Below are 25,888 nucleotides of genomic sequence, written 5' to 3' on the forward strand. Positions count from 1 at the left end.
TATTTTATAAAGCTATCCAAGTTGAATTTGGTAATGCGATATCTTTACGGATCTTCCAAGCGTTATCCATAGGAGCAATGATTATTTGCCATTTGCCAGCCATAATTGAATCAACGGAAGATGAAAGCGTGCCTTTACCATTTGGAGTTAGGACTAAACTAAAATCTTGATCTGCCAAGGTAGAGTGAACAACATTAACTTTTAACGCAGTGTACGTTTGTGGAGATTTTATCTCAATTCGTTGTTCATCAATCTTTAAGCTTAAGCTTATACCTAGCTCTTTAGCGTTATTGTATAATGTAAGTTCTTGGTTGATTGCTTTGCCTTTTTTATAGTAATCATCAATCACCATATCTGGCTGGTTTTGATTAGTAATAATAATAGTGGCGATACCACCAATTACTGCGAGCATTGGGAAGGTTATGATTAACCAAACCCAAGGATTACGATACCAAATATCCGATTTCATATATTTCACCTACTAATAATTATCCATTACCATCACGTTTAATGGTATTACCGACTTATAAAGAAAGAAACTGAAGCAATGCCTTTTTTTATAAACCAATATGGTTTCGCATGTTTAACAAACTAATGGGAACATAAAAAAAGCCTCCGTAGAGGCTTCTTACAATATGAAGTATCTATTTGTTAGGATGTGATATCCGATAAACGTAACTTGATATAACGTGTACTTTATCTTCACCTAAAACATCTTTCCAAGCAGGCATGACACCGGCACGACCGTTACGGATTGATTCTTCAACTTTATGTGTAGAACCACCATATAACCAAATATTATCCGTTAAATTTGGAGCACCTGTTGCTAAACCATTAGCTACACCACCTTTACCATTTGCACCGTGACACGCTGCACAAAGAGCAAATTTAGCTTTACCAGCTTCAGCCATTTTGTCGTTAACTTTACGACCAGCTAATTTAAGTACGTACTGTGCAACTTCTTTAACACCTTGTTCACCACCTAAAGCAGGTCCCCAAGCGGCCATTCCTGTTGCTACACGACCATGCATAAGTGTTTCTTTAATTTTTTCTGGCGTACCACCATATAACCAATCACTATCAGTTAGGTCTGGGAAGCCAGTAGAACCACGTGCATCTGAACCATGACATAAGGCACAGTTTTGAAGGAATAAACGTTGACCAACTTTAAATGGTTCTATTTCAAGCATACCTTGAGGCCTTTTGCCATCAGCATCTTCAACACATGCCGTCTCAGCATAAACTTCGCCGTTCTTTTCAAAACATAAACCATCTGAGTAAGCTAAATCTAAAATAGGTTTGTCAGCCATAGATTTGAACAGTGGCCCATAGATTTCATCTGCACGTTTGATCTCTTGATCTAACTGAACAAATTCACCTTCAGCAATAGATTTAGCTGATAAAGTACGAGACTCATCTAGAGAAACAATACCTTGGTGTGAACTTTTCCAACCAGATAAACCTTCCCAATTACCCATACCAGGCATAATGATTAGATAACCAATTGACCATACTAAGATGAAGTAGAACATATATGTCCACCACTTAGGTAAAGGGTTATTTAGCTCTTCTATACCATCAAACTCATGGCCCATAGACTCGCCTTCGCCTACGTGGGTATAGTTTGTTAGATTAATTGTAATAATCCAGAAACAACCGATGATAGAAATACTAGTTAGTATTATTACCCACCAATGCCAAAATTCAGTCATTACCATTTTTTTGCTCCTTTAAATTAGGATCTTTGTTTACTTCATCTTCTTCGAAAATAGATTGGGCTATATCGTCAAATTTACTCTTACTTTTTTTGTTGTAAGCCCAGTAAACAATTACCAAAAACAAAACCATTAAAATAAGCGTATAAACGCCTCGATACGTTCCGTAATCCATATTCATTACTTAAGATGCGTGCCAAGTTGTTGTAAATAAGCGATTAAAGCCTGCATTTCAGTTTTACCTTCAACGGCAGCTTTCGCGCCTGCTATATCTTCAGCTGAATACAATGGTATGTAGTTTCCAGCGTCGTCTTTATGGGTTTTGCCTTTTGTTAAAGTATTAAATACTTCAAACTTTTTGCCTATGATTTCGCCATCTAATACAGCTTCGTCTAACCATTTAAATGAAGGCATGTTTGATTGTGGTACAACATCACGTGGATTCATTAAATGAGCATAATGCCAATCGTCACTATAACGTTGACCTACACGAGCCAAATCAGGGCCTGTACGTTTAGATCCCCAAAGGAAAGGGTGGTCCCATACAGATTCGCCGGCAACAGAGTAATGACCATAACGTTCAACTTCAGCACGGAATGGACGGATCATCTGGCTGTGACAGTTATTACAACCTTCACGAATATAGATGTCACGGCCTTCCATTTCTAACGCTGTTAATGCACGCATGCCTTTAACGGGTTCTGTTGTATCTTTTTGAAACATCAAAGGTGTGATTTCCACTAGGGCACCAAAGCTAATTGCTACAACCGTTAGGATAGCCATTAACGTGATATTTTTTTCAATCTTCTCATGATGATTTGCCATATCTATAACTCTCCTTACGCTGCACTAACTTGTTTGCTTTCGCGAACGGTTTTAACTACGTTGTATACCATCACTAACATGCCAGCAACAACAAACACACCACCTAAGAAACGTACAAAGTAGAACGGGTAAGAGGCTTCTAAACTTTGAACAAAACTATAAGTTAATGTTCCGTCAGAGTTAACCGCACGCCACATTAGACCTTGCATAACACCTGAGATCCACATAGCAACAATGTAAAGAACAACACCAACTGTGTGTAACCAGAAATGCGTATTAATTAGCTTAATGTCTGCCATTTCAGTTTTGCCATATAGGCGAGGGATAACATGATATAAAGCACCAATAGAAACCATGGCAACCCAACCTAAAGCACCTGAGTGAACGTGGCCGATTGTCCAGTCTGTATAATGTGATAATGCGTTTACTGATTTGATAGCCATCATTGGGCCTTCAAACGTAGACATACCATAAAAAGATAAAGAAACGATTAAGAAACGTAAAATAGGGTCAGTTCTTAGTTTATGCCAAGCACCTGATAACGTCATAATACCGTTTATCATTCCGCCCCAAGAAGGGATGAATAAGATAACTGACATAACCATACCTAGTGATTGAGTCCAATCAGGTAAAGCTGTGTAATGAAGGTGGTGAGGACCAGCCCAAATGTATAAAGAAATTAATGCCCAAAAGTGAACAACAGATAAGCGGTATGAATATACCGGACGTTCTGCTTGTTTAGGCACGAAATAATACATCATTCCTAAGAAACCAGCTGTTAACAAGAAGCCTACCGCGTTATGTCCGTACCACCACTGAACCATGGCATCAACCGCACCAGAGTATATAGAGTAGGATTTAAACAAAGTAACCGGTATAGCTGCACTATTTACTAAGTGCAATACAGCAACCGTAATAATAAAACCGGCATAGAACCAGTTTGCAACATATATATGACTTGTCTTTCTAATGGCAACAGTACCAATAAAGACATATGCATAAGCTAACCAAACAATCGTGATTAAAATATCAATTGGCCATTCTAATTCAGCATATTCTTTTGAAGTAGTTAAGCCCATTGGTAAAGTAATTACCGCCGATACAATAACGGCTTGCCAACCCCAAAAGGTGAAAGCGGCCACTTTATCGCTTATTAGTTTTACTTTACATGTACGTTGTACAACGTAATAAGAGGTAGCGAATAACGCACTAGTACCAAATGCAAAAATTACAGCGTTGGTATGTAGTGGGCGTAAACGCGAAAATGTTAGCCATGGAGTTTCAAAGTTTAACGCAGGCCATATTAATTGCGCAGCAATTAATACACCAACAGTCATGCCTATAAGACCCCAGAAAACAGTTGTTAAAGCAAATTGCTTTACAACTTTGTAGTTGTACTCTGGATGAGCGATCGTAGTTGTTGTCATATTTATGATTCCACTTACATGTGAAAATTATTGGTATACAAGTTTAAAAGTTTAGACTCTTTAAGATTATTTTGTGAAAAATAACCAAAATCAAACAGATAAGCTTATGGGCAGATGCATAATAAAGACTTTAGGGATAAAATAACAGCGGCTATTCACAAAATATTGTCATAGATCAAGAGACTGAAACATCGCATGAACAAAATATGTACAAAGTTAATTCAATTAGTAACCAGCTTGTTATTTGTTACTTTATTATTGGGATGCCATAGTGAAGAAACTTCAAGATTAAACACCTGTGAAAAGCAGTGTTTAACCATGGAAAACCAAAACCTAAAGGTGACCGTTAACACCCAATATATTTTGGTCGAACAGTCCTATCAATTATCCATTACATCAGATCAAAAAATATCATCAATCTTTATAACTGGTATCAACATGAACATGGGTAAATTACCATTAATCGCGCAACAGATTAAACAAGAGAACGGACAATATTATTACCAGGCCTCTTTTTTGTTAGGTTTATGTTCTGATCCGCAAATGTTATGGCAATTAACTATAAATACAGAACACTCAACAAATCAATTTGAATTTACCTCGTATTGGAAACAACCTGAATAAATACGAAAAAGCAGCCAATGTAATTCACACTAGCTGCTTATTTTTCAATTAATCTAATCGATATTTCTAACGTAAAATGATCAAGGGTAAGTTGGTATTTTCAATCATTTTTAGGGTGTTACTTCCTAAAAAGGCGTGTGCCAATTTTGAATGAGAAAACGCCCCCATAACCAGCATTTCTACATTATTTTCAGATATATAATCCATTAACACATTATAAATATTGCCTTCGATAAAACTGGATTTAACGTCAAATCCGCTGTCGATTAACATAGATTTTGTCTGGTTAAATTTTTCTAATATGTCTTTTTGGCCATTTTTAACTGTCACCAAATGACAGGTTAAATTATGTAGTAAACCACCTTCAATAATACGCTTTACTGCTTTGTCAGCAGTTTCACGACCATCGTAAGCAAACATAAAACTTTTAGGATCAGTAAAGTCTCTATTGGTTATCAGTACGGGTGTATGCACATGACGAATAACTTGTTCTATATGTGAACCTATGGCTTTAAAACTGTGATCATGATTTTTACCAGAACGGCCAATGACAATAAATCGAGCGTCTTGTTCAAGGTCCTGAATAGCTTCAACAATATCACTATGTCTTTGAGTTTGTTCCACATTTTCACATTCATTTTCGTTAGCGATATTAACAGCATGATTGAGCATTTCCTTGCCAACTTTTAACGCTATTTTACTACGATGTGCATCAAGAGATGCCATTTCATTGAGCAATGTTGCGTTGGCTCCAAAACCAATGGTGCCACTTAAATCATCCACCACTGAAACGTGATTTTTCTCTAACGCGTGTAAGAATAAAATGGATTTATTTAACTTTTTGCTAACCCAAATACCCGCATTACAAACATCATCGGAATAAATAGAACCGTCTATACATGTAATAACTTTATTCATTGTCATCTCCTAGTGGCCAGCCATGAATTTTTCAACTTCAGCAGGGTCGTTATGCACACCAAACTTATCAACAATCGTTTCAGTGGCTTCGCTCATACCAATAATTTCAACGTCAGCACCTTCACGTCTAAATTTAATCACCACCTTATCAAGTGATGATACTGATGTAATATCCCAAAAATGTGAATGGGTTAAATCTATAATGACCTTATTTACAACTTCTTTAAAATCAAACGAATCAATAAACTGTTCAGACGACGCAAAAAATACTTGTCCAACTACTTTATACACTCTTATATCTTCGTTTTGCTGTTCGGATTTAACCACCATAAATCGGCCAATTTTATTTGCAAAGAACAAGGTCGCTAATAACACACCAACAAATACACCAATCGCTAAATTGTGCGTCGCTACCACCACAATGACCGTAGATATCATTACCACGTTAGAAGAAAGAGGGTGTTTATTAAGATCGGTAATAGAACTCCAAGAAAACGTGCCTATTGATACCATGATCATTACGGCAACCAGTGCTGCCATTGGGATCTGTTTAATCCACTCATCTAAAAATACCACCATAATAATCAAGAACAAACCTGCACAGAATGTAGATAAACGTCCCCGACCACCTGATTTAACGTTTATAATGGATTGCCCAATCATGGCACAACCAGCCATGCCACCCATTAAACCAGCACCGATATTAGCAATACCTTGACCTTTACATTCACGGTTTTTATCACTGGTGGTATCGGTTAAGTCATCCACTATAGTTGCAGTCATCATTGACTCTAGTAAACCAACAACCGCTAAACCTACGGAGTAAGGTAAAATTATCATTAGGGTTTCTAAATTAAGCGGTACTTCAGGCCATAAGAATATAGGTAAAGTATCTGGTAACTGTCCCATATCCCCAACCGTACGAACGCCAATTCCAAAATACATGGCAATTCCAGTTAACAATACAATACAAATAAGTGGTGAAGGAATGACTTTGCCAATCACAGGTAAATATGGAAATAGATAAATAATTCCTAACCCAGCTATGGTCATTACATAAACATGCCAGGTTACATTAGTTAGTTCAGGCAATTGAGCCATAAATATCAATATTGCTAATGCATTCACAAAACCTGTAACGACAGAGCGAGAAACAAAGCGCATTAAACTGCCTAATTTAAGGTAACCAGCCAATATTTGTAAAATACCGGTTAAAAGGGTGGCTGCCAGTAAATATTCTAGACCATGTTCCTTCACTAAAGTAACCATTAATAGTGCCATGGCACCAGTAGCCGCAGAGATCATACCTGGTCGTCCACCCACAATTGCGATGACAACAGCAATACAAAATGAGGCATATAAACCGACTTTAGGGTCTACACCCGCGATGATAGAAAATGCTATTGCTTCAGGGATCAGAGCTAAAGCTACAACAATACCTGCGAGTAAATCACCTCGTATGTTAGAGAGCCAGTCGAGTTTCATTCTTTCAATCATAAATAAACCTTGTTTATATTTGTTACGGAAACGTATGCATCATGCACAAAGACAATATAAAAATTATCTATTTAGCAGGTAACCTTTGAAAATACGTTGAATTTGTTATTGGCATATAAATGCCTACCGACAAAACGGTATAAGGATGTCACGCAAAAGATGACAGTGTAGAGGGATTGGACGTTATGGTGGCGTAAGACGCAAAATGGATTCCTTATTGTATATTTAAGCGCCTAAGTATATTACAGCGACAGTTATTATAATCAACAAACAACCGATAATTTGTACTAAAAATGCATATATATTAATTAGATACCTAAACATTAAAGGTAAGGGATGGTATTTCATTATGTAAACTGTTTAAAAATACAAATTATAGAATGAAACTTAAGAACAGTTTATAAGTAAACTAAGCCTTAACTTAATCAGTAGCTTTACATCAAATGGAGCTTATCTATTATAACGCTTGTCAAAATATGGTTTCAGGCCATCTTGTCATTAGATAGCTAAATACATACATAGATAAATAGATAGGCTAAACAGAAGGGTTAAATGTATATAAAAACTATAATCCTGCATATGTATGTAACATTCTACCAAACACTCTATTTAACATAATATACATTATACGCATATCACTATACCTATCTATATGATAAGTAAGATATTAGTACCTACACCTATGTCAATCTGTCATTTACGTTTAAGCGTGTGTCATGTTTAATTTTAGAGCTGAGTTTTACAAGCGTTACGGCACTGATTACGAATTGGCGAGCCTTGAACTTGGTAAATCGACACGTACGTTACAGATTTACTTCAGCGCTAACAAATGTGAAATTAAAAATGAAAAGACAAATTGTGTTTTCACTTTTCACTTTAAACGAATTTAAACTTTAAACGTCAGTACTAGCTTTTCAAGTTCATAGAACTGGGCTCTTAAATTCGTACATTCATTTAACGCTTCGGCCAAATTCAGCTGGCCTTGGTTAGCTATATCTCTAATATGATGAACGTCTGAATCGATTGTTTGAGTTACTTCATTTTGTTCTGTAGTCGCTGATGCAACCGTATGATTAACTTTATCAATTTGTCGGATTACTTTACTTACATTTTCCATCTGTTCGCCAGCGTGTGTGGCTTGTTCAACTGACACCTTGGTATCTTCTAAACTTGATTTCATCGCTATAACTACAGATGAAGAACCTTGTTGTAACTGTGCAATGGTATTTTCTATTTCTCTGGTCGACTCTTGTGTTCTAAACGCAAGCTGTCTTACTTCATCGGCGACCACCGCAAATCCACGTCCAGCATCACCAGCTCGAGCAGCTTCAATGGCGGCATTCAAAGCCAGTAAATTGGTTTGTTCACTGACACTTTTGATAACTTCTAATACCTGGCCAATGCTTGCCGTATGCTGTTCTAAGTTTTCAATTTCTTGTTCAGCTTGTTCCATTTTAATAGCTAGATTTTTAATAGAACTTATATTTTTATCTAATGTTTCATGACTTAAATTTGTTTCTGTGCTGGCAGATGTTGCCAATTGTGAGGCTTCTGTTGCATTAGAGGATATATCTAGGGCGCTAGATGAAAGACTTTCTATGGCAAACGTTAATCCATCGGTGAGTTTGGTTTGATCTGTGTACATTTTTTGGGTTGCTTGGGTAGATTCAACTAGATTTTCAACACTGCGTTCCAATTCAATAGTACTGCTGCGTACTTGTTCAATTGATCCATGGATTTTTTCTATGAAGACATTAAAATGCTGACAAAGCTCACCAAATTCATCATTACTTTCAATCACTAAACGTTTAGTTAAGTCCCCTTCTCCTTGCGCTATATCTTTAATGGCATCACTTAAACGTTGCATTGGTCTCATTAAATACTTGAGCAAGGTTTGTAATAGAATAATGATAACAACCACACCTAAAATTAAATAAAGCGCAGCCATATTACGAAAACTAGAAACAGAGGAATACGCAATACTTTGGTCGATAACGACACCTAAATACCAATCAACATTTTTTATTCCTTTAATTTTAATAAACGAAACCAAATGTTCTGTGTCGTTTAATATTACTGATGCAAAGTCAGTTTTTAACGGCAAAGATTCATTAAACAATTTAGACATAGGTACGTCATTAAATTTTGCATCTGGATGACTTAAAATATGACTATTACCATCGACTAAAAACGCATAGCCAAAACCTAAGAAATCGATACTACCAACAATATCGGATATTTTTGCCATATCTATGTCTCCACCGGCCACACCCGAAAACTTGCCATTTTCAAACATAGGCACAACAGCTGAAATGGTTAATTCATCTGTAGTTACATCTACATAAGGCGCTGTAAATGCGGTGGTTTTTCGTGATTTGGCTAATTTATACCAAGGTCTTTGCCTTGCATCATAATCTGCCGGTAATTGGATATTCTGATCATCTAATATAAAGGTGCCATCTACTCGGCCTATATAGACATTTTTAAACGTGCCGGCTTCATCGGCTAAATGTAATCGCTCCAACACTTCAGATTTGGTCAAGTCACTGGTAAATACATTAGCAACACCTGAAATGATGGCTAATTTACCGTTTAACCAGTTTGAAATGTTTTGAGATACGGACTCTGAGATTTCGTGTAAAACTGATGATAACTGCTCTTGAGTTTGATTTTGCATGACGACAAAGTTATTAACGGTAAATAAACCTAAAACAAATACCAATACTAAAGATGCTGCAAACGTAACTTTTGTCGTGAACTTCAATGAACGGAGCATAATTACCTCATTTAATTAATATATTAAACGTCTTTATATAGAGTTATAACTGTATCGGCCAGAATAAGGTTTCTTGCATTAATATATTTCATTTGTTTTACAATAACCTAGCGCCTGTTGTGTGACTATTTTATAGACAATGATGTTGGTGAAACCCGAGGATTTTAGCCTAACTTTTTTTGACATTAAAAACGAGTTTAGTCGATTTTATTAATTTGTCTTAACAACTGTTTAGGTTATTCACATTGGTACAATGTTTAAATTAATGTATGTTAGTCATGGTCATACATAATAAAAATCATAAATATGAATCAATACAAAGTATTAATTATTGGCAGTGGATTTGGTGGATTATGTTCCGCAATTCGGTTAATCAAAGCCAATATCAACGATTTCTTAATTCTAGAACGACGATCATTTATGGGGGGGACTTGGTCTCAAAACACTTACCCAGGTGCCGCTGTTGATGTTCAATCGCCATTATATTCCATTTCTTCTGAGCCTTATGATTGGTCGCAGATGTTTGCTACGCAAGAAGAATTAAAAACGTACACTAATTATGTCATCGATAAAAACAAACTTCGTGAAAAATGCATAGTTAACTCCAATGTAAATCAAATAAAATGGAGTGCAGACAGCGCTAATTGGCTGGTAACATTAACAGATGGAACGGTTTTACGTAGTCAATTTGTGATTAATGCTTCTGGGCCATTAAGTACACCTACAATTCCGAATTTTAAAGGACAAGACAAATTTTCAGGTGCTAGTTTTCATACCAACGATTGGCAGCATGACTTTGATTACACTGATAAAAACGTAGCTATTATTGGTAGTGGTGCCAGCGCAGCTCAGGTGATACCGGCCATCGCAGATAAGGTGAAGCAGTTACATGTATTTCAACGCACACCACATTGGGTTATCCATCGACCAGACAGGAAGTTTACACCTTGGCAAAGAAAGTTACTCAAATACCCTTTTATTCAAAAAACACTCAGAACCCTTACCTATTGGGCATTAGAATATAGAGTATTAGGATTTAAATACTCCAAAACGCTGCTTGATTTAATCGCAGGAAGTGAGGCTAAACGATATATCAAACAACAAGTTAAAGATAAATCATTGCAACAGAAATTAACGCCGGAATTTACCATCGGTTGTAAAAGGGTCATCTTATCCAACACCTATTATCCAGCGTTGTGCAGAGAGAATGTATTTCTGCACGACAAATCGGATGGCATTGCACAGCTTAATCAAACTGGGATCCATACCACAAAAGGCGAACAAATCGATTTAGATTTAATTGTTTATGCAACAGGTTATGATGCTACCGATGGGGTGATTTCATATCCAGTGATTGGTAAAAACAACAAAGTGTTACAAGAATATTGGCACCCCTTTCCACGCGCATATTTAGGTACAAGTATTCCAAACTTCCCCAATTTGTTTATCGTAACTGGTCCCAATACCGGTATTGGTCATACTTCAGCTATTTTCATTATTGAGTCACAGATAAATTACATCATTAATGCGATACAACAAGTGGATGAATTGAATAAACAAGTGGTTGAAGTAACCGAAATTGCAGAACAAAATTATACTGATTTAATTCATCAAGAAATGGAAAAAACAGTATGGAAAACAGGAGGATGTAGTAGCTGGTATCAGAGTAAAAGTGGTCATGTCATTGCTATGTTTCCTGGTTTTAGTTTTACCTATAAACGTTGGGCTAAAAAATTAAAAATAAATGACCATTTATTTTATTAATCCTCAGTCGTTTCCATTAATTAAAGAAGTTAAATATGACAGATTATCGAAATACGTTAGGTTATAAAATTGCGCACTTAGTTGAAAGTATAGAAGCATCAATATACGGTCTTAAAGACGTCACAGTTAATGTGAAGGGTTTAGAAATTGCGGTGTATCAAAGTAAAAGGATTGACCCTTTCAAACCCACTATTGTTATGCTGCATGGCTTTAGTGCTGATAAAAAAGTATGGATCCGATTTGCTAAACACTTTGTAAATGATTTTAATGTCATTATTCCTGACTTAGCGGGGCACGGTAAAACCCCCTATTCTGTTAATAATTCACATTCAATCAGTGCCCAAGCAATTAGAGTTATCGAATTACTTGCCGTTTATGGTATTAACCAGTTTCATCTGCTTGGCAACTCTATGGGTGGGTTTATCACCGCACATTCAAGTATCTATTTTGCTGAACACATCCTAAGTAGCTGTTTAGTTGATCCCGCCGGTATAATTCCTGTGTCATTAAGTAAAATGGACAGACTCGTTATAGCGGGTAAAAATCCATTTTTAATAAAAACGAAACAAAACTTCTATGACTTTTATGCCATGACAATGGCCAAACCGCCTTATATACCTAGATTTATACTGGATTGTTTTGCGCTTGAATATCAAAGTAAATATGACCGGTTAGAAAGCATATTTTCTGAATTTTTAAGTGAAGATGGTTTGTTAGATAAAGAGTTAACTAAAGTGAATTGTCCTACATTAATTTTGTGGGGAGCAAGCGATGAATTGTTACATGTTGATAATGCTAATTTGTGGCATGAAAATATTAAAGACTCTGAATTAACCGTATGGCCTGGCGTTGGTCATATGCCTATGATGGAAATAGCCAAAACATCGGCTAACCGTTATCGATTATTTTTATCTGATAACGGTTTTTGCTGATGTAGCTGATCAGTCATTTAATGACGAATAAATATCTTTCATCGTCTGAATTGGGTTTTCAGATTTCGTGATTGCTCGGCCTATTACAAGGTAATCTGAACCGGCTTCAACTGCTCTTTGTGGTGTCATTATTCGTTTTTGATCATCTACAGATGCATCGGCCGTTCTTATTCCAGGGGTAATTAGTTTAAAGTCAGTACCATAGTTTTGCTTTAACATAACCGCTTCTTGCGCAGAACAGACAACACCATCCATACCCGCTTTATGTGCTAAACCAGCTAAGAAATTGACTTGTTGTTCAGGTGAATGAGTAATACCTAAGTCCAACAGATCTTCTTCTGACATTGAGGTTAACACGGTTACCGCTATTAATATTGGTGCTTTATCACCATAGGGTTTTAAAATCTCTCTGGCTGCTTGCATCATTTTACTGCCACCGGATGCATGAACATTAACCATCCAAACTCCGAGATCAGCGGCGGCTTTTACTGCTTTGGCTACTGTGTTTGGAATATCATGGAATTTCAAATCTAAAAATACGTCAAAGCCTTTGTTTTGTACTTGTGTAACAAAATCAGGACCAAAGTGAGTAAACATTTCTTTGCCAATTTTTAATCGACAAAGATTTGGATCTAATCGGTCAATTAATTCCAAAGCATCCGATTTACGTTCAAAGTCTAATGCTACAACAATATTTTTATTATCCACTTTTTAACTCTCACTAACTATTTGTTAAATACCATCTAATCCGGTTAACGGTTTCATTGTTTGCCAGCTATTACATGCTGAGCAACGCCAAGTAAAATGATTGGATGAAAATCCACAACTCTTACATTCGTAATTTGGTTTTAATTCTATATATCGGTTTATCAAACTCAGTAATTGGTCAAAGTGAGAATTAGACATAAACTCTCGCTCCAGCTCAATTAACTTAGCAAAGCCACGTACACTCGGCACATGTTGTAAATGTTCGATAATATATTTACGGCCAGACTCTAGGCCCTTTTCTTTTACTATGTATTCCGCCATCCGATTGTGCGCGGTAACACTGGTGATGTTTTTATCTTTAATTAACCAATATAACCATGCTGTTTGCTCAAATTCATCAACAAAACATTCTGGCGCTATGTTAAACAATGCAGGGGCGAAGCTAGGTTCATTATCCAAAATACTAATAATGTATTCACGTGACTTATGTTTATGATTACTCGACATATATAATTTAGCTAACGACACTAAACTGCGAGTACAGCCAGAATTTACTTTAAGGGCTTTTTTGTATAATTGTTTTTTGGTTTTTAAACTTTCACTCTTATCTGCAATTTCACAATAAAAGTGACTAACAAGCTGACGATTATCTGCGCTGATCTTGCCATTAGGAATGGTGGTAAATAATTCAACACCTTCATCCCATTCACGTGTTTGTTCGTAAATATGCAATGCCAGTGTGAGCGCATCATTTGCTCTATCATTTTTAAATAATGGTTCTAGATTAAACAGTGCTCTTTCTAACATTCCTGCAGACAAGAAATCTTGGGCTAATTCTAATTGAATGGTTTCTTGTTTTGGTTTGGGGATATCTAGATGTTCGGTTTTTAATAAACCTTCGTGGATTGAAATGGCTTTATCAATTTCGCCTTTTTTACGAAATAGTTGTGCCATTGTAAGATAGTTATCAATACTTGAAGGTGTACCATCTAGGTATTTAATTAACTGATCAAAAGCTTGTTCTTCTTTATTGTTTAATAACAAACTAACACTAGAGGTAAGTGCACTGTTCATTGTAGCCTGTTGCTGCTTTAATTCCTTTTTGGCACTGTGTTTGCCCATTACCCAACCATAAGCTACGGATACAGGTAATAATAAAAATAACAGCTCAAGCATTAGGTTTTATTTTCTTTAATAGGAGCATGATAAAAGAGGAAACTAAGCCAAACAAAAATGCACTGTAAATAACAGTGGCTAAACTCATTTCTAATTTTACGAACAGCAAATTAACAGACACAAGTTGGCTATTCTCACTACCTAGCGCCAACGCTAAGATAACAAGAAAAATAAAAAAGATGTAAGACAAGATTTTCAATAGCAAATACCCCAGTTACTCAAGGGTATAAGGCTATTGTAACTAACAAGTAGAGTCAATCTAGGATTGAGAAAAATCCACTCTTTCTCTTAATTCTTTACCAGGTTTAAAATGAGGAACGTATTTAGCGTCTAAATTTACCGATTCGCCTGTCTTAGGATTACGCCCTACTCGAGGTGCTCGGTAATGTAATGAAAAGCTACCAAAGCCACGTATTTCAATACGTTCACCAGAGGCTAACGTTTCGGCCATATTATCAATGATGGTTTTAACGCCCGCTTCCACTTCTTTAATGGGTAAATGAGGATGTTTTTCAGCCAACGCTTCTATTAATTCAGACTTTGTCATTTTTTCACCTAAGTAACTTAATAATTGCCCATTTAGATGTGGGTCAATTGTTGCCATACGTTCTAACAAATTGAGTTTAGCATTAAAATATATTTATGCACTTCAATAAGTTACATTTTAATTACTTTTTTATTTAAGTCCATTTAAAACAAAAAGCAAATTTACTAACTTCTCTTTATATAAATTAGCTGATTTTAATAATTCACGATCAAAAAAGGTGAACCTAAGTTCACCTTTTTTTAACTTACACAACTAAATGATTAATCATCATCCGTTAAAGTCATTAACGATGTATTACCACCTGAGGCTGTTGTATCAATACTTACCGTTTTCTCAGTCACTAAACGCTGGATTAAGTTATCGTTATATTCAGCAGTTATTGTTGGCAAAATAGCGCCAACACGTTGAGCTAATTTATGTGCAACATAAGCACTACGTCGACATTCAGAGTCAATAACAACACCTGCCAATGTTTCATGTTCTAACAAAGGTTGTAAGTGTTTTAGTCTTGCTACTTGTAAAACACCTTTATCTGCACCGGTTTTATTGAATTTATTCATAAATTCAATCGCTTCTTCATAGAACACATCGGAAACAACAGCAATAACAGTATTACCAGTAGACAGTGCTGTAACAATAGACATAACCCAATAATGGAAAGTTGCGTCTTTATCGGCAAAACAAACTAACGTACCTCTTGGCTCCAAATATAAAATATTTGACTCACCAGTTGGACCTGGCAATACCGTTGGTTTTTTAAGTTTACGTTCTACATCAATTAACTGTGAACGAGCTGTTGCTAATGTTTTATCTAAATCGTCAGCAAATTCATTGGTGTGTTCTACAGTTGCTATGTCAGCTAATAACTGACGAACATGCGAAGTACGCGTATTTAAATCAGCCGAACGCCAATATTTTTCACCAACTAATGCTCGTTCCATTAATTTATTGGCTTCTTTAATAGAAGAGTCCGTTGGCTCTAATGCGTCATCATCTAGTACTAATTCATCTTCACTTGGCGTTGATTTCTCTTGTAATAAACGAGGCAAATAATTTGGTCCACCGGCTTTAGGTCCAGTACCAGAAAGTCCACGGCCACCAAATGGCTGAACACCAACAACCGCACCAATCATATTACGATTAATATATACGTTACCAGCTCTAGACTTTTTGGCTAATTCCATCGCACGGGTTTCAATACGCGAATGGATACCCATGGTTAAACCAAAGCCTGTAGAGTTAATTTGCTCAATAACGTCATCGACGTCTTTACCTTTAAAACGAATGATATGAACACAAGGACCAAATACTTCTTTTTGTAATTGGTTTATATGATCGATTTCGTATAAACGTGGTGCAAAGAAGTAACCATTATTCGTCTCATCACTCATTTCACATTGGTATAACAACTTGCCATGGCTTTGCATGTACTCTGCATGTTCGTTTAACGCGTTTAATGCTTTGGTATCAATAACTGGCCCAACATCCGTCGACAACATTGCAGGGTCACCAATGTGCAACTCTTTCATTGCACCTTTAATCATACGGATAACATTGTCAGCTATGTCATCTTGGACAAACAACACACGTAATGCTGAACAGCGTTGCCCTGCACTTTGGAAACCAGATGCAATGACATCATCAATGACTTGTTCCGGTAAAGCAGTCGAGTCTACGATCATGCAGTTCTGGCCACCAGTTTCAGCAATCAACGGTACTTGTTCACCACCACGCTGTGCCAATATTTGTGATATTAATGTGCCGGTTTGAGTTGATCCGGTAAACATCACAGCCGAAATTCTTGCATCAGGTAACAAGACTTTACCTACTTCAGAACCTTGTGCGATAACAGGCTGTACAATATGTTTTGGCAAGCCACATTCGTGCAATAACTCAATTGCGCGTAACGCTATTAAACTAGTTTGCTCTGCAGGTTTAGCAATAACAGCATTACCTGTAACAATAGCTGCAGCAACTTGGCCTAAGAATATAGCCAGTGGGAAATTCCAAGGACTAATACATAAGATCACGCCACGCGGTTCTAACCGTGGATCTTTTGCTATCTTTTCAGCTTCATTTGCATAATAACGACAGAAATCAACAGCTTCTCTAACTTCGTCAATACCATCTTGCGCAATCTTACCCGCCTCTTTAATACAAAGCGCAATCAGCTCATCCATATTGTGCTCTAAGGCATCGGCGGTTTTTCTTAATATGTCTGCTCTAACGTTTACTGGAGTACTAGACCAAGATTGAAATGCAGTTTCACCTTGCTCTAACATCGTCAACATATCAGCTTGTGTTGCAACAGGTAAACGTCCAACAACTTCGTCTAAATTAGCTGGATTCACCACAGGCAATTCGTTACTGGCTATAGTTGAGATGTCAATTTTGTTATTAGTAAACCACTTATCAAGGTTGTCCCTCAATGGTGTGATTTTAGTGATATCCGTTAAATCTAACCCTTTTGAGTTAGCTCTTTCTTCACCAAACATTTGAATTGGCATTTTTATTTGTTCGTTGTATATCTGCTCAACTCTATGAGTACGCTCAACTGGATCTTCTAATAAAGATTCAACCGGTCGATCAACATCAACAATGGCATTAACAAACGATGAGTTAGCGCCATTTTCTAATAAACGTCTAACTAAATAAGCCAATAGGTCTTCATGAACCCCAACAGGGGCATAAACACGACATTGAATCTTTTCTTTGCTCACAATTTGATCGTATAAGGTGTCACCCATGCCATGTAGACATTGGAACTCAAACCCTTCTTTATCATCACCAGCTAACTCTAGAATCACCGATGCGGTATAACCATTATGAGTAGCAAACTGTGGATATATGGTATCGCGATACTCTAATAATTTATTTGCACATGCGTGATAAGACACGTCAGTAGAGGCTTTACGAGTAAATACAGGAAAATGCTCTAAACCATCTTTTTGAGCGTTTTTAATTTCTGTATCCCAATAAGCACCTTTAACTAAACGTACCATAATTTTACGACCAACTTTTAAAGTAAGCTGACGTAACCATTCAATAACAAAAAATGAACGTTTTTGGTAGGCCTGAACAGCAAGACCAAAACCATTCCATTCACCTAAATCTGGGTCAGAAAAAACGATTTCAATAATGTCTAAAGAGATATCTAAACGCTCAGATTCTTCAGCATCAACAGTTAAACCAATATTGTATTCTTTAGCTAATAAACATAGTGCTTTTAACCTAGGCACTAATTCATTGATTACACGGTCACGGTGGCTAAATTCATATCGAGAATGAATTGCGGATAATTTAATTGAGATACCTGGGCTAGTACGAGGTCCACGACCTTGTGCTGCTTTACCAATTACATGGATTGCTTTTACATATGCTTGGTAATAACGGTCAGCATCGTCCATGTTACGAGCGCCTTCCCCTAACATGTCATAAGAATATACGTAACCATTACGTTCTTTCTCAATGGCACGTTCCGTTGCAGCTTCAATGGTTTCTCCCATTACAAACTGTTTACCCATGATCTTCATGGCAACATTCATTGCTTTACGAATAACTGGCTCTGAAACTTTACCTAGTGTGCGTTTAACCAAACCAAAGTCATGTTTTAGATTCGTATCTGAGTACTTAACCATACTACCGGTTAATAACAATCCCCAAGATGAAGCATTAACAAACATTGAATCACTAGACCCTAAGTGCGAACTCCACTGACCTTGAGATAATTTGTCACGGATTAATGCATCTTGTGTTTTTTTATCTGGTACACGCAATAAAGCTTCTGCAAGACACATTAAAACAATGCCTTCTTCAGAAGATAATGAATATTCACTTAACAATGCATCAATCCCACCTGAGCCTTCAGCTTCAAATCGGATCTGCAACACCATTTTACGGGCACGTTCCCAAGCTCGGCTACGTGCGGCCATACTTATTTCAGCTTCTGGCAAAAGATGTTTTATCGCAATCTTTTCATCGATACGATAATAATTACGGATTTTCTGACGAATTGGACAATCTGTCATCAAGCTGCCATTAAACAACATAAGCGTAAACCTTTATAATTAGTGGTGTGTGGGTATGTATAACATGGCGGCATTTTAGTTCACAGACTCAGTTTTGTGCTAATCAATTATTTTGAAACAGTTGCATAAACAAAACTAATGCTTAACCCTAATTTTCTCTATTACAATTTTGTTGATTTTATTGATAATAATGACGGGAAAATTAAAGGTTTAACTATTAATATTATTGAATTTCATAAAGATAGTTGGGTTTATGAAGGTATATATTAGATGTTTAGTATTCTAAGTGAATCAGCCAATATAGGAGAATATATTGGCTCGCATAAGGCAAACTAATCTTAAAACTATTAAATTTTTTTTGAAAAACTGAAAATTTATTAGTTCCAAAATAAGACGGTATCTGTTTGTTTTTTGGCTTTTTTAATAATGGTTTTATCCATAGGGGTTCCTAAATACATAAACCCAATAACTTCATCTGATTTGTTCAAGCCTAAAGCTGTATTCACAAATTGATTTTGTGAATAACTACCAGTACGCCATATTCCGTTATAACCTTGAGCTTGAGCAGCCATTTGCATATTTTGTAATGCACAGGCGGTTGTGGCTATCTGCTCTACTCTTGGCACTTTATCGTGAGGTTTGTATTTACAAATACCTATGATCACCATAGGTGCACGAAAAGGTAATGTTTTTGCCTTTTCAATTGCTGCAGGTTCAAAGCCGGAATGTATAGCTGCTTGATGGTAAATGTCAGCTAATTTAGCAAGTCCATCACCTTGGCAAACAATAAATTGATACGGGGTTAAATGAGCATGGTCCGGTGCCCGATGCGCTGCCGCAAGAATATTGTCAAGCGCGACTCCACTCGGGGCTGGTGTCGTTAATTTATTATCTGAAGAACGTGTTAACAAGATATCTAATGCATTCATAACAAAACTTACAATCGATTTTAATAATATATTATGAATGCAATACTATCTCAAAAGCACAATGACCTTCAGCTTTTATTTGTGATCTTTTCATTAGTATAAAACCGTTTAGCTAGGTAATGATCAACACTAGTAAAGCGTCCTGCACCATAGAAAAATAACACCAACAACATAATAAAGTACGTAATGGAAAACTCCATTCCATTATTTAGTATGGTAAAACTGCCACTGCTAGATAACCAATCGTAGTTACCGTGTTGTTGTAAAATCGCGACAGCCGCTTCTTTTTTCTCAGCTGCCGCCATAATAGATTCATTAAAGAATATGGTGCCATCAGCTAACCAACTGCTTGAGTCTGCTAACGCAAGCCAACCATTCTTTCCATGTACACCAAATGCGGCGACTAACATAGTGATCATCAAAGGAATCGCAGTTAAACGAGTAAATAAACCGAGTAACAATAACCAGCCACCAATAAATTCAGAACCGGCAGCTAATGCGGCCAATAAGTCAGGAAAAGGTAATCCTAATCCCCACTGAGCATTGCCAAACCACTGAACGGTAGAATCAAAATTTGCTAATTTGTTCCACCCCGCTTGAATGAATATAGGGGCTAAATATAAACGTAATAACAGAGGGGCAATGCCATCTAAATTTGACAACATTTGTAGACTTTTTTCATAACGACTTGTTATGGCATCAATAATCATAGAAGTTTCCTAAAAACGAACGTATTCTTATTAGAACAGAGTTAATCGTTTCTTATTTCAACTATAGACAGAAAAGTATGAAATCTTCCATTACTGAATTAGAAAAACAAGAGCGTATCCAACGAGCTAAGAATAAATTCCAACTGATCAGGCGTCAACTAAATAATAAACAGGCCAATAAGCATAAACTATTGGCCTTAGTGCAGGAGCTTGTAGCTCAAAGACCTGAAGTAACGGTTCAAATCTTAGCTAAGTGGATAGACACAAAACGTTAATCTAGGTGAGGTAACTTGTAGGCTATATTTTGATGAAAGCGCACGACTAATTGATTCATCTCTGGATCTATGTTCAATCTTGCCGCAATCTGTTTTAAAGCAATATGTATTTGATTTACAAAGCGGCCATAACCTTTGTTGTTGATATCAGCGTCATTGGCAACAAACACTAACGTGAACTTATTGGTTAGTATGGTGCTATTCCACTTAGCAATACAATTTTGATCTTCTACACCATTAAATCCTAAATATATTAACTCCCCTTCGTTATATACAAAACCTTGTTTACTTGATGTCACAATTGGATGACGTCCATTAGCAATCATAACGGCATTTTTTAATTCCATTTCAGAGGTAACTTCTGCTACGACCTTAGAGATACTTGTATATAACTCATTGTAAGGTGCGGTATGAGTGGCGTTTTGATCCATCGTTTCTATCAAAGTTTCAGCAATAGGTAGCTCAGCAACGACATAACCCATTTGGTTATTTAACTGAGGTATTAATACCGACTGTTGTTGATACCTATGTTTTACTTGACGAAATTCATGAGTTGACGTTTTTTTATCGCCTTTTTCAGGACTAAATAAATCATAGGTTACATGCTGATGATCTTTAATTTTAAACAAGCTAGGAGAAAAACCTAATGTATCAGCAAGTTCTGACGCCATTTCAACCGTGTTTTGATGTAATTCAAACGCAGAATGACGTATTTCTTCGTTGTTGGTTAATACAACTAAGCTGATTTTTTTAGCTTTAATGGTTCTATCATAATAACTTTGAAAACCTTTATGGCTAGTTGGATCATAAAATACAATTAGCTGTTCTAAGGTTTCTATAACTTGAGACTCTTCACCGTAACGAAGGCGAACTAATTTATCATTAGCGACAAACAATCCACTGCTGATGCTATTTCGTTTACTGATTGAAATAAATGCTTGTTTAACCTGCATATAGAAATCTGACAGCAAAAATTCATTTATCTGAGCTTCACCAGAAACTAACTGTAACAATTCAGTCGTAATTGGCAGTTCAACGATTAGATAATGATTTTCACGGTTAGTGGCTGGCACATAAACCTTATTATTAAACTTCTTACTGCTATTACTTTGAATCATTTTATTCAACATAACTTAATATCCCTTAGTTAATTTGCGTGTAAATTAACAAGGAGTTATGACTGATATATGTATTATTTATTACTGTTAAATGACAGTGATTAACTTAACCTGTTGTGAAATCTTCAAAACTAGTTTGTGGCATCTCTTCAATATCAACAGTCTGCACTTCGGCGTTTTCAGAACCAACATGTAAAAATGCCTTAAGCTCTTTATGTTGTTCATCGGATCCAGTTGCCATCACTTTAACTTGCCCTGTAACTAAGTTATTGGCATAACCTGTCATGCCTAATTGTACAGCAATCTGCTTAGTGTTTTTCCTAAACCAAACACCTTGTACTTTTCCTGTCACTATATATTTATATGTTTTCATATCGATTCTTTACTTAATGAGTTTTAATGAAAGTCTATTTATTGACCAACATATCTTAATATACGCCTAATTAGCCAGTTCAATCCATATTAACGCTTATACTTTTAAACTGAGAAGATAGCCGGATTAATTGTAATAATATTGGTATTACCTTGTTAGCTAGATTAAAATTGCGGTCTTGCTCCTATATAAAAGTTAATAACATGCCATCTATATTTATTCTTCCAGATCGTGAAAAAAACCTTAAGCGTAAACACCCATGGATCTTCTCCAAAGGGGTTAGCAAAGTTGAAGGTGAACCAAGTGATGGCGAAACGGTTGATGTATTATCTGAAAATGGCACTTGGTTAGCCAAAGGTGCCTACTCGCCTCATTCTCAAATAAGAGTTCGTATATGGAGTTTTGAAAAGCGCCCTATTAATAAACAGTTTTTCATTGAAAAAATTAATCGCGCAAAATTAATACGTAAACCTATTATTCAGCGCGGTGGCTTAACTGGCTACCGTTTGTTATGTGCTGAATCAGATGGTCTTCCTGGTGTAACAGCTGATGTATATAACGACACGATAGTTATTCAGTTATTAAGTTGTGGCGCAGAGTATCAGCGTGACAATATCTTTGAAGCATTAAAACAATGTTTTCCCGACTTTAATATATTCGAACGTTCTGATGCTGATGTACGCAGTAAAGAAGGGTTAAAAAAATCAGCGGGCTTAGTGCATGGCAAAATGCCAAAACAAGTGATCATTGAAGAAAATGGCATCAAAGCTATTGTAGACATAGCACAAGGTCACAAAACAGGATATTACGTAGACCAACGTGATAGCCGAGCCGCCTTAGAAAAATACGTGAAAGGGAAATCCGTATTAAACTGTTTTTGTTATACAGGCACATTTGGTTTATATGCGTTACGTGGTGGCGCTAAAAAAGTGGTACAAGTCGATGCCTCTGAAGATGCTTTAAACATAGCTGCTAAAAACGTAGAGCTTAATAAACTTGATATGAACAAGATGTCGTTACTTAAAAAAGACGTCTTTAAATTATTAAGAGAATACCGCGATAACGGCACTAAGTTTGACGTTATTGTTATGGATCCGCCTAAATTTGCAGAATCAAAGGCTAAGCTAAAAGACGCTTGTCGCGGCTACAAAGACATTAATATGTTGGCCATTAAGTTACTAAATCCTGGTGGTTATTTATTAACATTCTCATGTTCTGGTCTAATGGAAACCCCTTTATTCCAAAAGATCATTGCAGACGCAGCACTTGATGCAGGCAGAGACATGGTATTTGTTGAACGTTTAAGCCAAGCACAAGATCATGTTGTCGGCAGTGCTTATCCGGAAGGTTTTTACTTAAAAGGTTTTGTTTGCCAAGTGTTTTAATTTGCAGGTAAATATCACAAAAGAATCATGCGTGAGATTAATAACTATTGTCTCACGCATTTTTTTGAATTTTAAACATGAATCAAGAAATTGCTTATAACCTTACTGTTCATTTAAATCAAACAAATGTGTTTCACCTTGACCACTGATCAATCTATATTCTGCCAACAAACCTTTTTCATTTAATGTCACTAAACCTGCAGCGGATTGGCTGTGTAAATGCCGTTCATGTTTGCCTTTTCTGGATAATAACGGGTGGTGTTCAATTTCCATTTTTCTTCGTTTAGTAAACAAGTTCAAAATACTGTGTTCTGAGTATAAAAAACGATCTATAAAATCAAAGAACTTTAACAAACCTTGAGGGAATTCATTTTTAAACCCACTACAGGTTAGCTGCCATATTTTGTCGGTATCAGAACTAAAACGACGCATGGCAGAAAAACAAAACGAGTAATGCACATCACCAGATAATATAATGACTTCATCAGGCGCTGAGTCGTGACGCAACATTTCCATTAGTTTTTTTGCTGACCCTTGATGTGCCATCCAGTTTTCTACATCAACTAACAGTTCTTTGCCTAAAAGTTCACACGCCTTTTGTATTACTTCAATAGATTTAACACCAAAAACCGGTGCAGCAGACACGACTAATACTGAATTTTGAGGTTTAAATAAATGTTTTTCAAACTGCTCTAAACGTTCCCAATCCATCAATCCGCTTGGGTTTTTAGTGGAGGTCTCGCTACGCCATCTGTGCGTGCGAGTATCTAATACCACGATTGCTGGTTCCGTTTTTATCGAATAATGCCACTGATTATGTAAATGAATTATTTCAGTGAACTCTTCACTGGCGAAGTCTTTTGATTTTGATAACTCACTGATCTGCTCAATAAGATCTTCTACCTTTTCAGGACAATTGCCCCAGCCCTGAAATAAAGTGTAAGACAATAAACCGTCGCGGATCATATTATTAGTAATGGTATTGCCGTATATATGCTCTTCCCAATCCGCCGTTAAATTCCAGTCATCGGTTATATCGTGATCATCAAATATCATTACCGTCGGTATGTTTGCGACAACTTGGGCAAACAATGGCAAACTTTCAATAAACCCTGTTAAGTGATCCAGTTCATTTTGATAGATAGTTTGTTGATTTGCCTTTAATTGTTCTTTTGCTTCTAGGGTTTGTTCATAAACTAACGACCAACACTGACTTGACCAGGTTAATAAATAACAAGCAAAAAACTCATCTAATCCAATTAAATGGTTTTCGTGATGGCGAGCTGAAACTATGTTATCGCCATGCCAAAATTTGGCAAACCACGACTGGTCTTGTTTTTTAGGAAATAAGGTACTGCGATTAAATAATGAATAACGCCAGTCTAATTGTTGTTTGGAAACCGCCCCCAATTCATGGGTTGCTGAATACAGACCTAATTTTTTGCTCAAATACTGACAAGCCACCAGCATTGGTGCCGCAACGTCATCTGCGTATATTTGATCCCCTGCCATGATCAAATAATCAGGCCTAGTTAAAGAACCATCATTTAGTTGTTTACCAATAGTGGCAAATGCATCAGGAGCTGGATGATCTGGTTTTCTACAAGAGCCTTGGATAACCGAGGATAACTTGTCTTTAACAATAAATGCGGGGCTGCTTTCACCATTTAAGGTTGCTGAAGTTAAATCTAACTTATGTTTTTTACCATTAACTACTTTCTCAATCTGATAACCAATGTTTTGATTTAATGGCCAACTATCTTCTACTTTACAATGAATCTGATTGATAAAACATTGAGAGCCAATCTGAATGTTTTGTAAGTTTTGTTGAAAACTAAGTTTATGCGACTGTTGTTTAAGTTGAACACTGTACTTATGTTCGGCACTGGTAACAAACCAGATAATCGCTTGAGTTTTATCGACTTTTCTTAAAAAAGGGCCACATAATAACTCAGGTATCGTTTTTGTCTTGTGATTTTTTTCTAATGAATCTGCCGATGTTAAGTTGGTGTCAGCCATAACTTAAGGGTTATCCTTTGGTGAAAGTAAAAGAAACAAAATTGCCAATGGCCCAAAAAGTAAACCTAAGATAAACCACGTTGACGTTACTTTATTTCTGTTGGACGCCATATTCAAACAAATTATGCCGCAAATAATACTA

23 protein-coding genes are annotated in these 25,888 nt (G+C 36.4%); 5 read left to right on the forward strand and 18 right to left on the reverse strand.

All coding sequences use genetic code 11. The features are described from left to right. Positions 1-4: 4 nt before the first annotated feature. The 5 genes from KO505_RS12330 to ccoN all read right to left on the reverse strand — a co-directional run bounded on the left by KO505_RS12330 (position 5) and on the right by ccoN (position 3,967). The gene (locus KO505_RS12330) at positions 5-469 is read right to left on the reverse strand and encodes a FixH family protein (RefSeq protein ID WP_216055748.1); all 465 of its coding nucleotides are present in this window, start codon (positions 467-469) and stop codon (positions 5-7) included. A 175-nt stretch (positions 470-644) separates the two neighbouring features. Next, positions 645-1,712 (reverse strand): c-type cytochrome, encoded by a 1,068-nt coding sequence (locus KO505_RS12335; RefSeq protein ID WP_216055749.1) that lies wholly within the window; start codon positions 1,710-1,712, stop codon positions 645-647. Beyond that, positions 1,705-1,890, reverse strand: a complete 186-nt coding sequence (locus tag KO505_RS12340) for a cbb3-type cytochrome c oxidase subunit 3 (RefSeq protein WP_216055750.1) — start codon at positions 1,888-1,890, stop codon at positions 1,705-1,707. The genes KO505_RS12335 and KO505_RS12340 overlap by 8 nt, the downstream gene beginning before the upstream one ends. 5 nt (positions 1,891-1,895) lie before the next feature. Further along, entirely contained in the window at positions 1,896-2,540 is a 645-nt protein-coding gene (gene ccoO / locus KO505_RS12345) for a cytochrome-c oxidase, cbb3-type subunit II (protein WP_216055751.1), read from the reverse strand. 14 nt (positions 2,541-2,554) lie between these two features. After that, complete coding sequence (gene ccoN, locus KO505_RS12350; RefSeq protein WP_216055752.1) at positions 2,555-3,967, reverse strand: cytochrome-c oxidase, cbb3-type subunit I; 1,413 nt, start codon at positions 3,965-3,967, stop codon at positions 2,555-2,557. 195 nt (positions 3,968-4,162) lie between these two features. Between ccoN and KO505_RS12355 the strand changes: the two genes are divergently transcribed. Beyond that, positions 4,163-4,591, forward strand: a complete 429-nt coding sequence (locus tag KO505_RS12355; RefSeq protein WP_216055753.1) for a hypothetical protein — start codon at positions 4,163-4,165, stop codon at positions 4,589-4,591. A gap of 66 nt (positions 4,592-4,657) precedes the next feature. Here KO505_RS12355 and KO505_RS12360 read toward each other — a convergent pair whose 3' ends face one another. The 3 genes from KO505_RS12360 to KO505_RS12370 form a co-directional block, all read right to left on the reverse strand. Continuing rightward, complete coding sequence (locus KO505_RS12360) at positions 4,658-5,509, reverse strand: universal stress protein (RefSeq protein ID WP_216055754.1); 852 nt, start codon at positions 5,507-5,509, stop codon at positions 4,658-4,660. A gap of 9 nt (positions 5,510-5,518) precedes the next feature. Further along, positions 5,519-7,006 carry a SulP family inorganic anion transporter gene (locus tag KO505_RS12365; RefSeq protein ID WP_216055755.1) on the reverse strand — a complete coding sequence of 496 codons (1,488 nt, stop codon included), beginning with the start codon at positions 7,004-7,006 and terminating at the stop codon, positions 5,519-5,521. 886 nt (positions 7,007-7,892) lie between these two features. Continuing rightward, entirely contained in the window at positions 7,893-9,782 is a 1,890-nt protein-coding gene (locus tag KO505_RS12370; RefSeq protein WP_216055756.1) for a methyl-accepting chemotaxis protein, read from the reverse strand. Positions 9,783-10,088: 306 nt separating this feature from the next. Here KO505_RS12370 and KO505_RS12375 point away from each other — a divergent pair, with 306 nt between their 5' ends. Together KO505_RS12375 and KO505_RS12380 are read left to right on the forward strand one after the other, a co-directional pair. Further along, positions 10,089-11,546: an NAD(P)/FAD-dependent oxidoreductase gene (locus KO505_RS12375; RefSeq protein WP_216055757.1), complete on the forward strand. Its 1,458-nt coding sequence runs from the start codon at positions 10,089-10,091 to the stop codon at positions 11,544-11,546. 35 nt (positions 11,547-11,581) lie between these two features. Continuing rightward, on the forward strand, positions 11,582-12,478 hold the full coding sequence (locus tag KO505_RS12380) for an alpha/beta fold hydrolase (protein WP_216055758.1): 897 nt from the start codon (positions 11,582-11,584) through the stop codon (positions 12,476-12,478). Between the two features lie 9 nt (positions 12,479-12,487). Here the strand turns inward: KO505_RS12380 and pyrF are convergent, their stop codons facing one another. The 7 genes from pyrF to KO505_RS12415 form a co-directional block, all read right to left on the reverse strand. Further along, complete coding sequence (gene pyrF, locus KO505_RS12385) at positions 12,488-13,186, reverse strand: orotidine-5'-phosphate decarboxylase (protein ID WP_216055759.1); 699 nt, start codon at positions 13,184-13,186, stop codon at positions 12,488-12,490. A gap of 24 nt (positions 13,187-13,210) precedes the next feature. After that, positions 13,211-14,362: a hypothetical protein gene (locus KO505_RS12390; protein ID WP_216055760.1), complete on the reverse strand. Its 1,152-nt coding sequence runs from the start codon at positions 14,360-14,362 to the stop codon at positions 13,211-13,213. Next, positions 14,355-14,567 carry a LapA family protein gene (locus KO505_RS17575; protein WP_371819997.1) on the reverse strand — a complete coding sequence of 71 codons (213 nt, stop codon included), beginning with the start codon at positions 14,565-14,567 and terminating at the stop codon, positions 14,355-14,357. The genes KO505_RS12390 and KO505_RS17575 overlap by 8 nt, the downstream gene beginning before the upstream one ends. Before the next feature lie 54 nt (positions 14,568-14,621). Further along, a complete protein-coding gene (locus KO505_RS12400; protein ID WP_216056001.1) occupies positions 14,622-14,909 on the reverse strand; it encodes an integration host factor subunit beta in 288 nt (95 codons plus the stop codon). 260 nt (positions 14,910-15,169) lie between these two features. Continuing rightward, entirely contained in the window at positions 15,170-18,958 is a 3,789-nt protein-coding gene (gene putA / locus KO505_RS12405; protein ID WP_216055762.1) for a bifunctional proline dehydrogenase/L-glutamate gamma-semialdehyde dehydrogenase PutA, read from the reverse strand. A gap of 356 nt (positions 18,959-19,314) precedes the next feature. Next, positions 19,315-19,866 carry an NAD(P)H nitroreductase gene (locus KO505_RS12410; protein WP_216055763.1) on the reverse strand — a complete coding sequence of 184 codons (552 nt, stop codon included), beginning with the start codon at positions 19,864-19,866 and terminating at the stop codon, positions 19,315-19,317. Between the two features lie 68 nt (positions 19,867-19,934). Continuing rightward, entirely contained in the window at positions 19,935-20,576 is a 642-nt protein-coding gene (locus KO505_RS12415; RefSeq protein ID WP_216055764.1) for a DoxX family protein, read from the reverse strand. 77 nt (positions 20,577-20,653) lie between these two features. On the opposite strand from KO505_RS12415, the gene KO505_RS12420 reads away from it, so the two are divergent. Next, on the forward strand, positions 20,654-20,851 hold the full coding sequence (locus KO505_RS12420; RefSeq protein ID WP_216055765.1) for a hypothetical protein: 198 nt from the start codon (positions 20,654-20,656) through the stop codon (positions 20,849-20,851). On the opposite strand, the gene KO505_RS12425 is transcribed toward KO505_RS12420, so the two are convergent. Next, positions 20,848-21,981: a DUF3083 family protein gene (locus KO505_RS12425; protein WP_216055766.1), complete on the reverse strand. Its 1,134-nt coding sequence runs from the start codon at positions 21,979-21,981 to the stop codon at positions 20,848-20,850. The two genes, KO505_RS12420 and KO505_RS12425, sit on opposite strands and share 4 nt — an antisense overlap. Before the next feature lie 94 nt (positions 21,982-22,075). Next, complete coding sequence (locus tag KO505_RS12430; protein ID WP_216055767.1) at positions 22,076-22,342, reverse strand: acylphosphatase; 267 nt, start codon at positions 22,340-22,342, stop codon at positions 22,076-22,078. Between the two features lie 203 nt (positions 22,343-22,545). Here KO505_RS12430 and KO505_RS12435 point away from each other — a divergent pair, with 203 nt between their 5' ends. Then, on the forward strand, positions 22,546-23,727 hold the full coding sequence (locus KO505_RS12435) for a class I SAM-dependent methyltransferase (protein ID WP_216055768.1): 1,182 nt from the start codon (positions 22,546-22,548) through the stop codon (positions 23,725-23,727). Positions 23,728-23,829: 102 nt separating this feature from the next. Here KO505_RS12435 and KO505_RS12440 read toward each other — a convergent pair whose 3' ends face one another. Then, positions 23,830-25,746, reverse strand: coding sequence for a metallophosphatase (locus tag KO505_RS12440; protein WP_216055769.1), 1,917 nt, complete (start codon positions 25,744-25,746; stop codon positions 23,830-23,832). Positions 25,747-25,888: the final 142 nt, after the last annotated feature.

This window comes from Psychrosphaera sp. F3M07 (genome assembly GCF_018860345.1).
GTDB lineage: Bacteria > Pseudomonadota > Gammaproteobacteria > Enterobacterales > Alteromonadaceae > Psychrosphaera > Psychrosphaera aquimarina.

Excerpts from the sequence above, each read along its gene's own strand:
- KO505_RS12330 (WP_216055748.1), bottom strand. The coding sequence starts at position 469 with ATGAAATCGGATATTTGGTATCGTAATCCTTGGGTTTGGTTAATCATA.
- KO505_RS12335 (WP_216055749.1), bottom strand. The coding sequence starts at position 1,712 with ATGACTGAATTTTGGCATTGGTGGGTAATAATACTAACTAGTATTTCT.
- KO505_RS12340 (WP_216055750.1), bottom strand. The coding sequence starts at position 1,890 with ATGGATTACGGAACGTATCGAGGCGTTTATACGCTTATTTTAATGGTT.
- ccoO (WP_216055751.1), bottom strand. The coding sequence starts at position 2,540 with ATGGCAAATCATCATGAGAAGATTGAAAAAAATATCACGTTAATGGCT.
- ccoN (WP_216055752.1), bottom strand. The coding sequence starts at position 3,967 with ATGACAACAACTACGATCGCTCATCCAGAGTACAACTACAAAGTTGTA.
- KO505_RS12355 (WP_216055753.1), top strand. The coding sequence starts at position 4,163 with ATGAACAAAATATGTACAAAGTTAATTCAATTAGTAACCAGCTTGTTA.
- KO505_RS12360 (WP_216055754.1), bottom strand. The coding sequence starts at position 5,509 with ATGAATAAAGTTATTACATGTATAGACGGTTCTATTTATTCCGATGAT.
- KO505_RS12365 (WP_216055755.1), bottom strand. The coding sequence starts at position 7,006 with ATGATTGAAAGAATGAAACTCGACTGGCTCTCTAACATACGAGGTGAT.
- KO505_RS12370 (WP_216055756.1), bottom strand. The coding sequence starts at position 9,782 with ATGCTCCGTTCATTGAAGTTCACGACAAAAGTTACGTTTGCAGCATCT.
- KO505_RS12375 (WP_216055757.1), top strand. The coding sequence starts at position 10,089 with ATGAATCAATACAAAGTATTAATTATTGGCAGTGGATTTGGTGGATTA.
- KO505_RS12380 (WP_216055758.1), top strand. The coding sequence starts at position 11,582 with ATGACAGATTATCGAAATACGTTAGGTTATAAAATTGCGCACTTAGTT.
- KO505_RS12390 (WP_216055760.1), bottom strand. The coding sequence starts at position 14,362 with ATGCTTGAGCTGTTATTTTTATTATTACCTGTATCCGTAGCTTATGGT.
- KO505_RS12400 (WP_216056001.1), bottom strand. The coding sequence starts at position 14,909 with ATGACAAAGTCTGAATTAATAGAAGCGTTGGCTGAAAAACATCCTCAT.
- putA (WP_216055762.1), bottom strand. The coding sequence starts at position 18,958 with ATGTTGTTTAATGGCAGCTTGATGACAGATTGTCCAATTCGTCAGAAA.
- KO505_RS12410 (WP_216055763.1), bottom strand. The coding sequence starts at position 19,866 with ATGAATGCATTAGATATCTTGTTAACACGTTCTTCAGATAATAAATTA.
- KO505_RS12415 (WP_216055764.1), bottom strand. The coding sequence starts at position 20,576 with ATGATTATTGATGCCATAACAAGTCGTTATGAAAAAAGTCTACAAATG.
- KO505_RS12420 (WP_216055765.1), top strand. The coding sequence starts at position 20,654 with ATGAAATCTTCCATTACTGAATTAGAAAAACAAGAGCGTATCCAACGA.
- KO505_RS12425 (WP_216055766.1), bottom strand. The coding sequence starts at position 21,981 with ATGTTGAATAAAATGATTCAAAGTAATAGCAGTAAGAAGTTTAATAAT.
- KO505_RS12430 (WP_216055767.1), bottom strand. The coding sequence starts at position 22,342 with ATGAAAACATATAAATATATAGTGACAGGAAAAGTACAAGGTGTTTGG.
- KO505_RS12435 (WP_216055768.1), top strand. The coding sequence starts at position 22,546 with ATGCCATCTATATTTATTCTTCCAGATCGTGAAAAAAACCTTAAGCGT.
- KO505_RS12440 (WP_216055769.1), bottom strand. The coding sequence starts at position 25,746 with ATGGCTGACACCAACTTAACATCGGCAGATTCATTAGAAAAAAATCAC.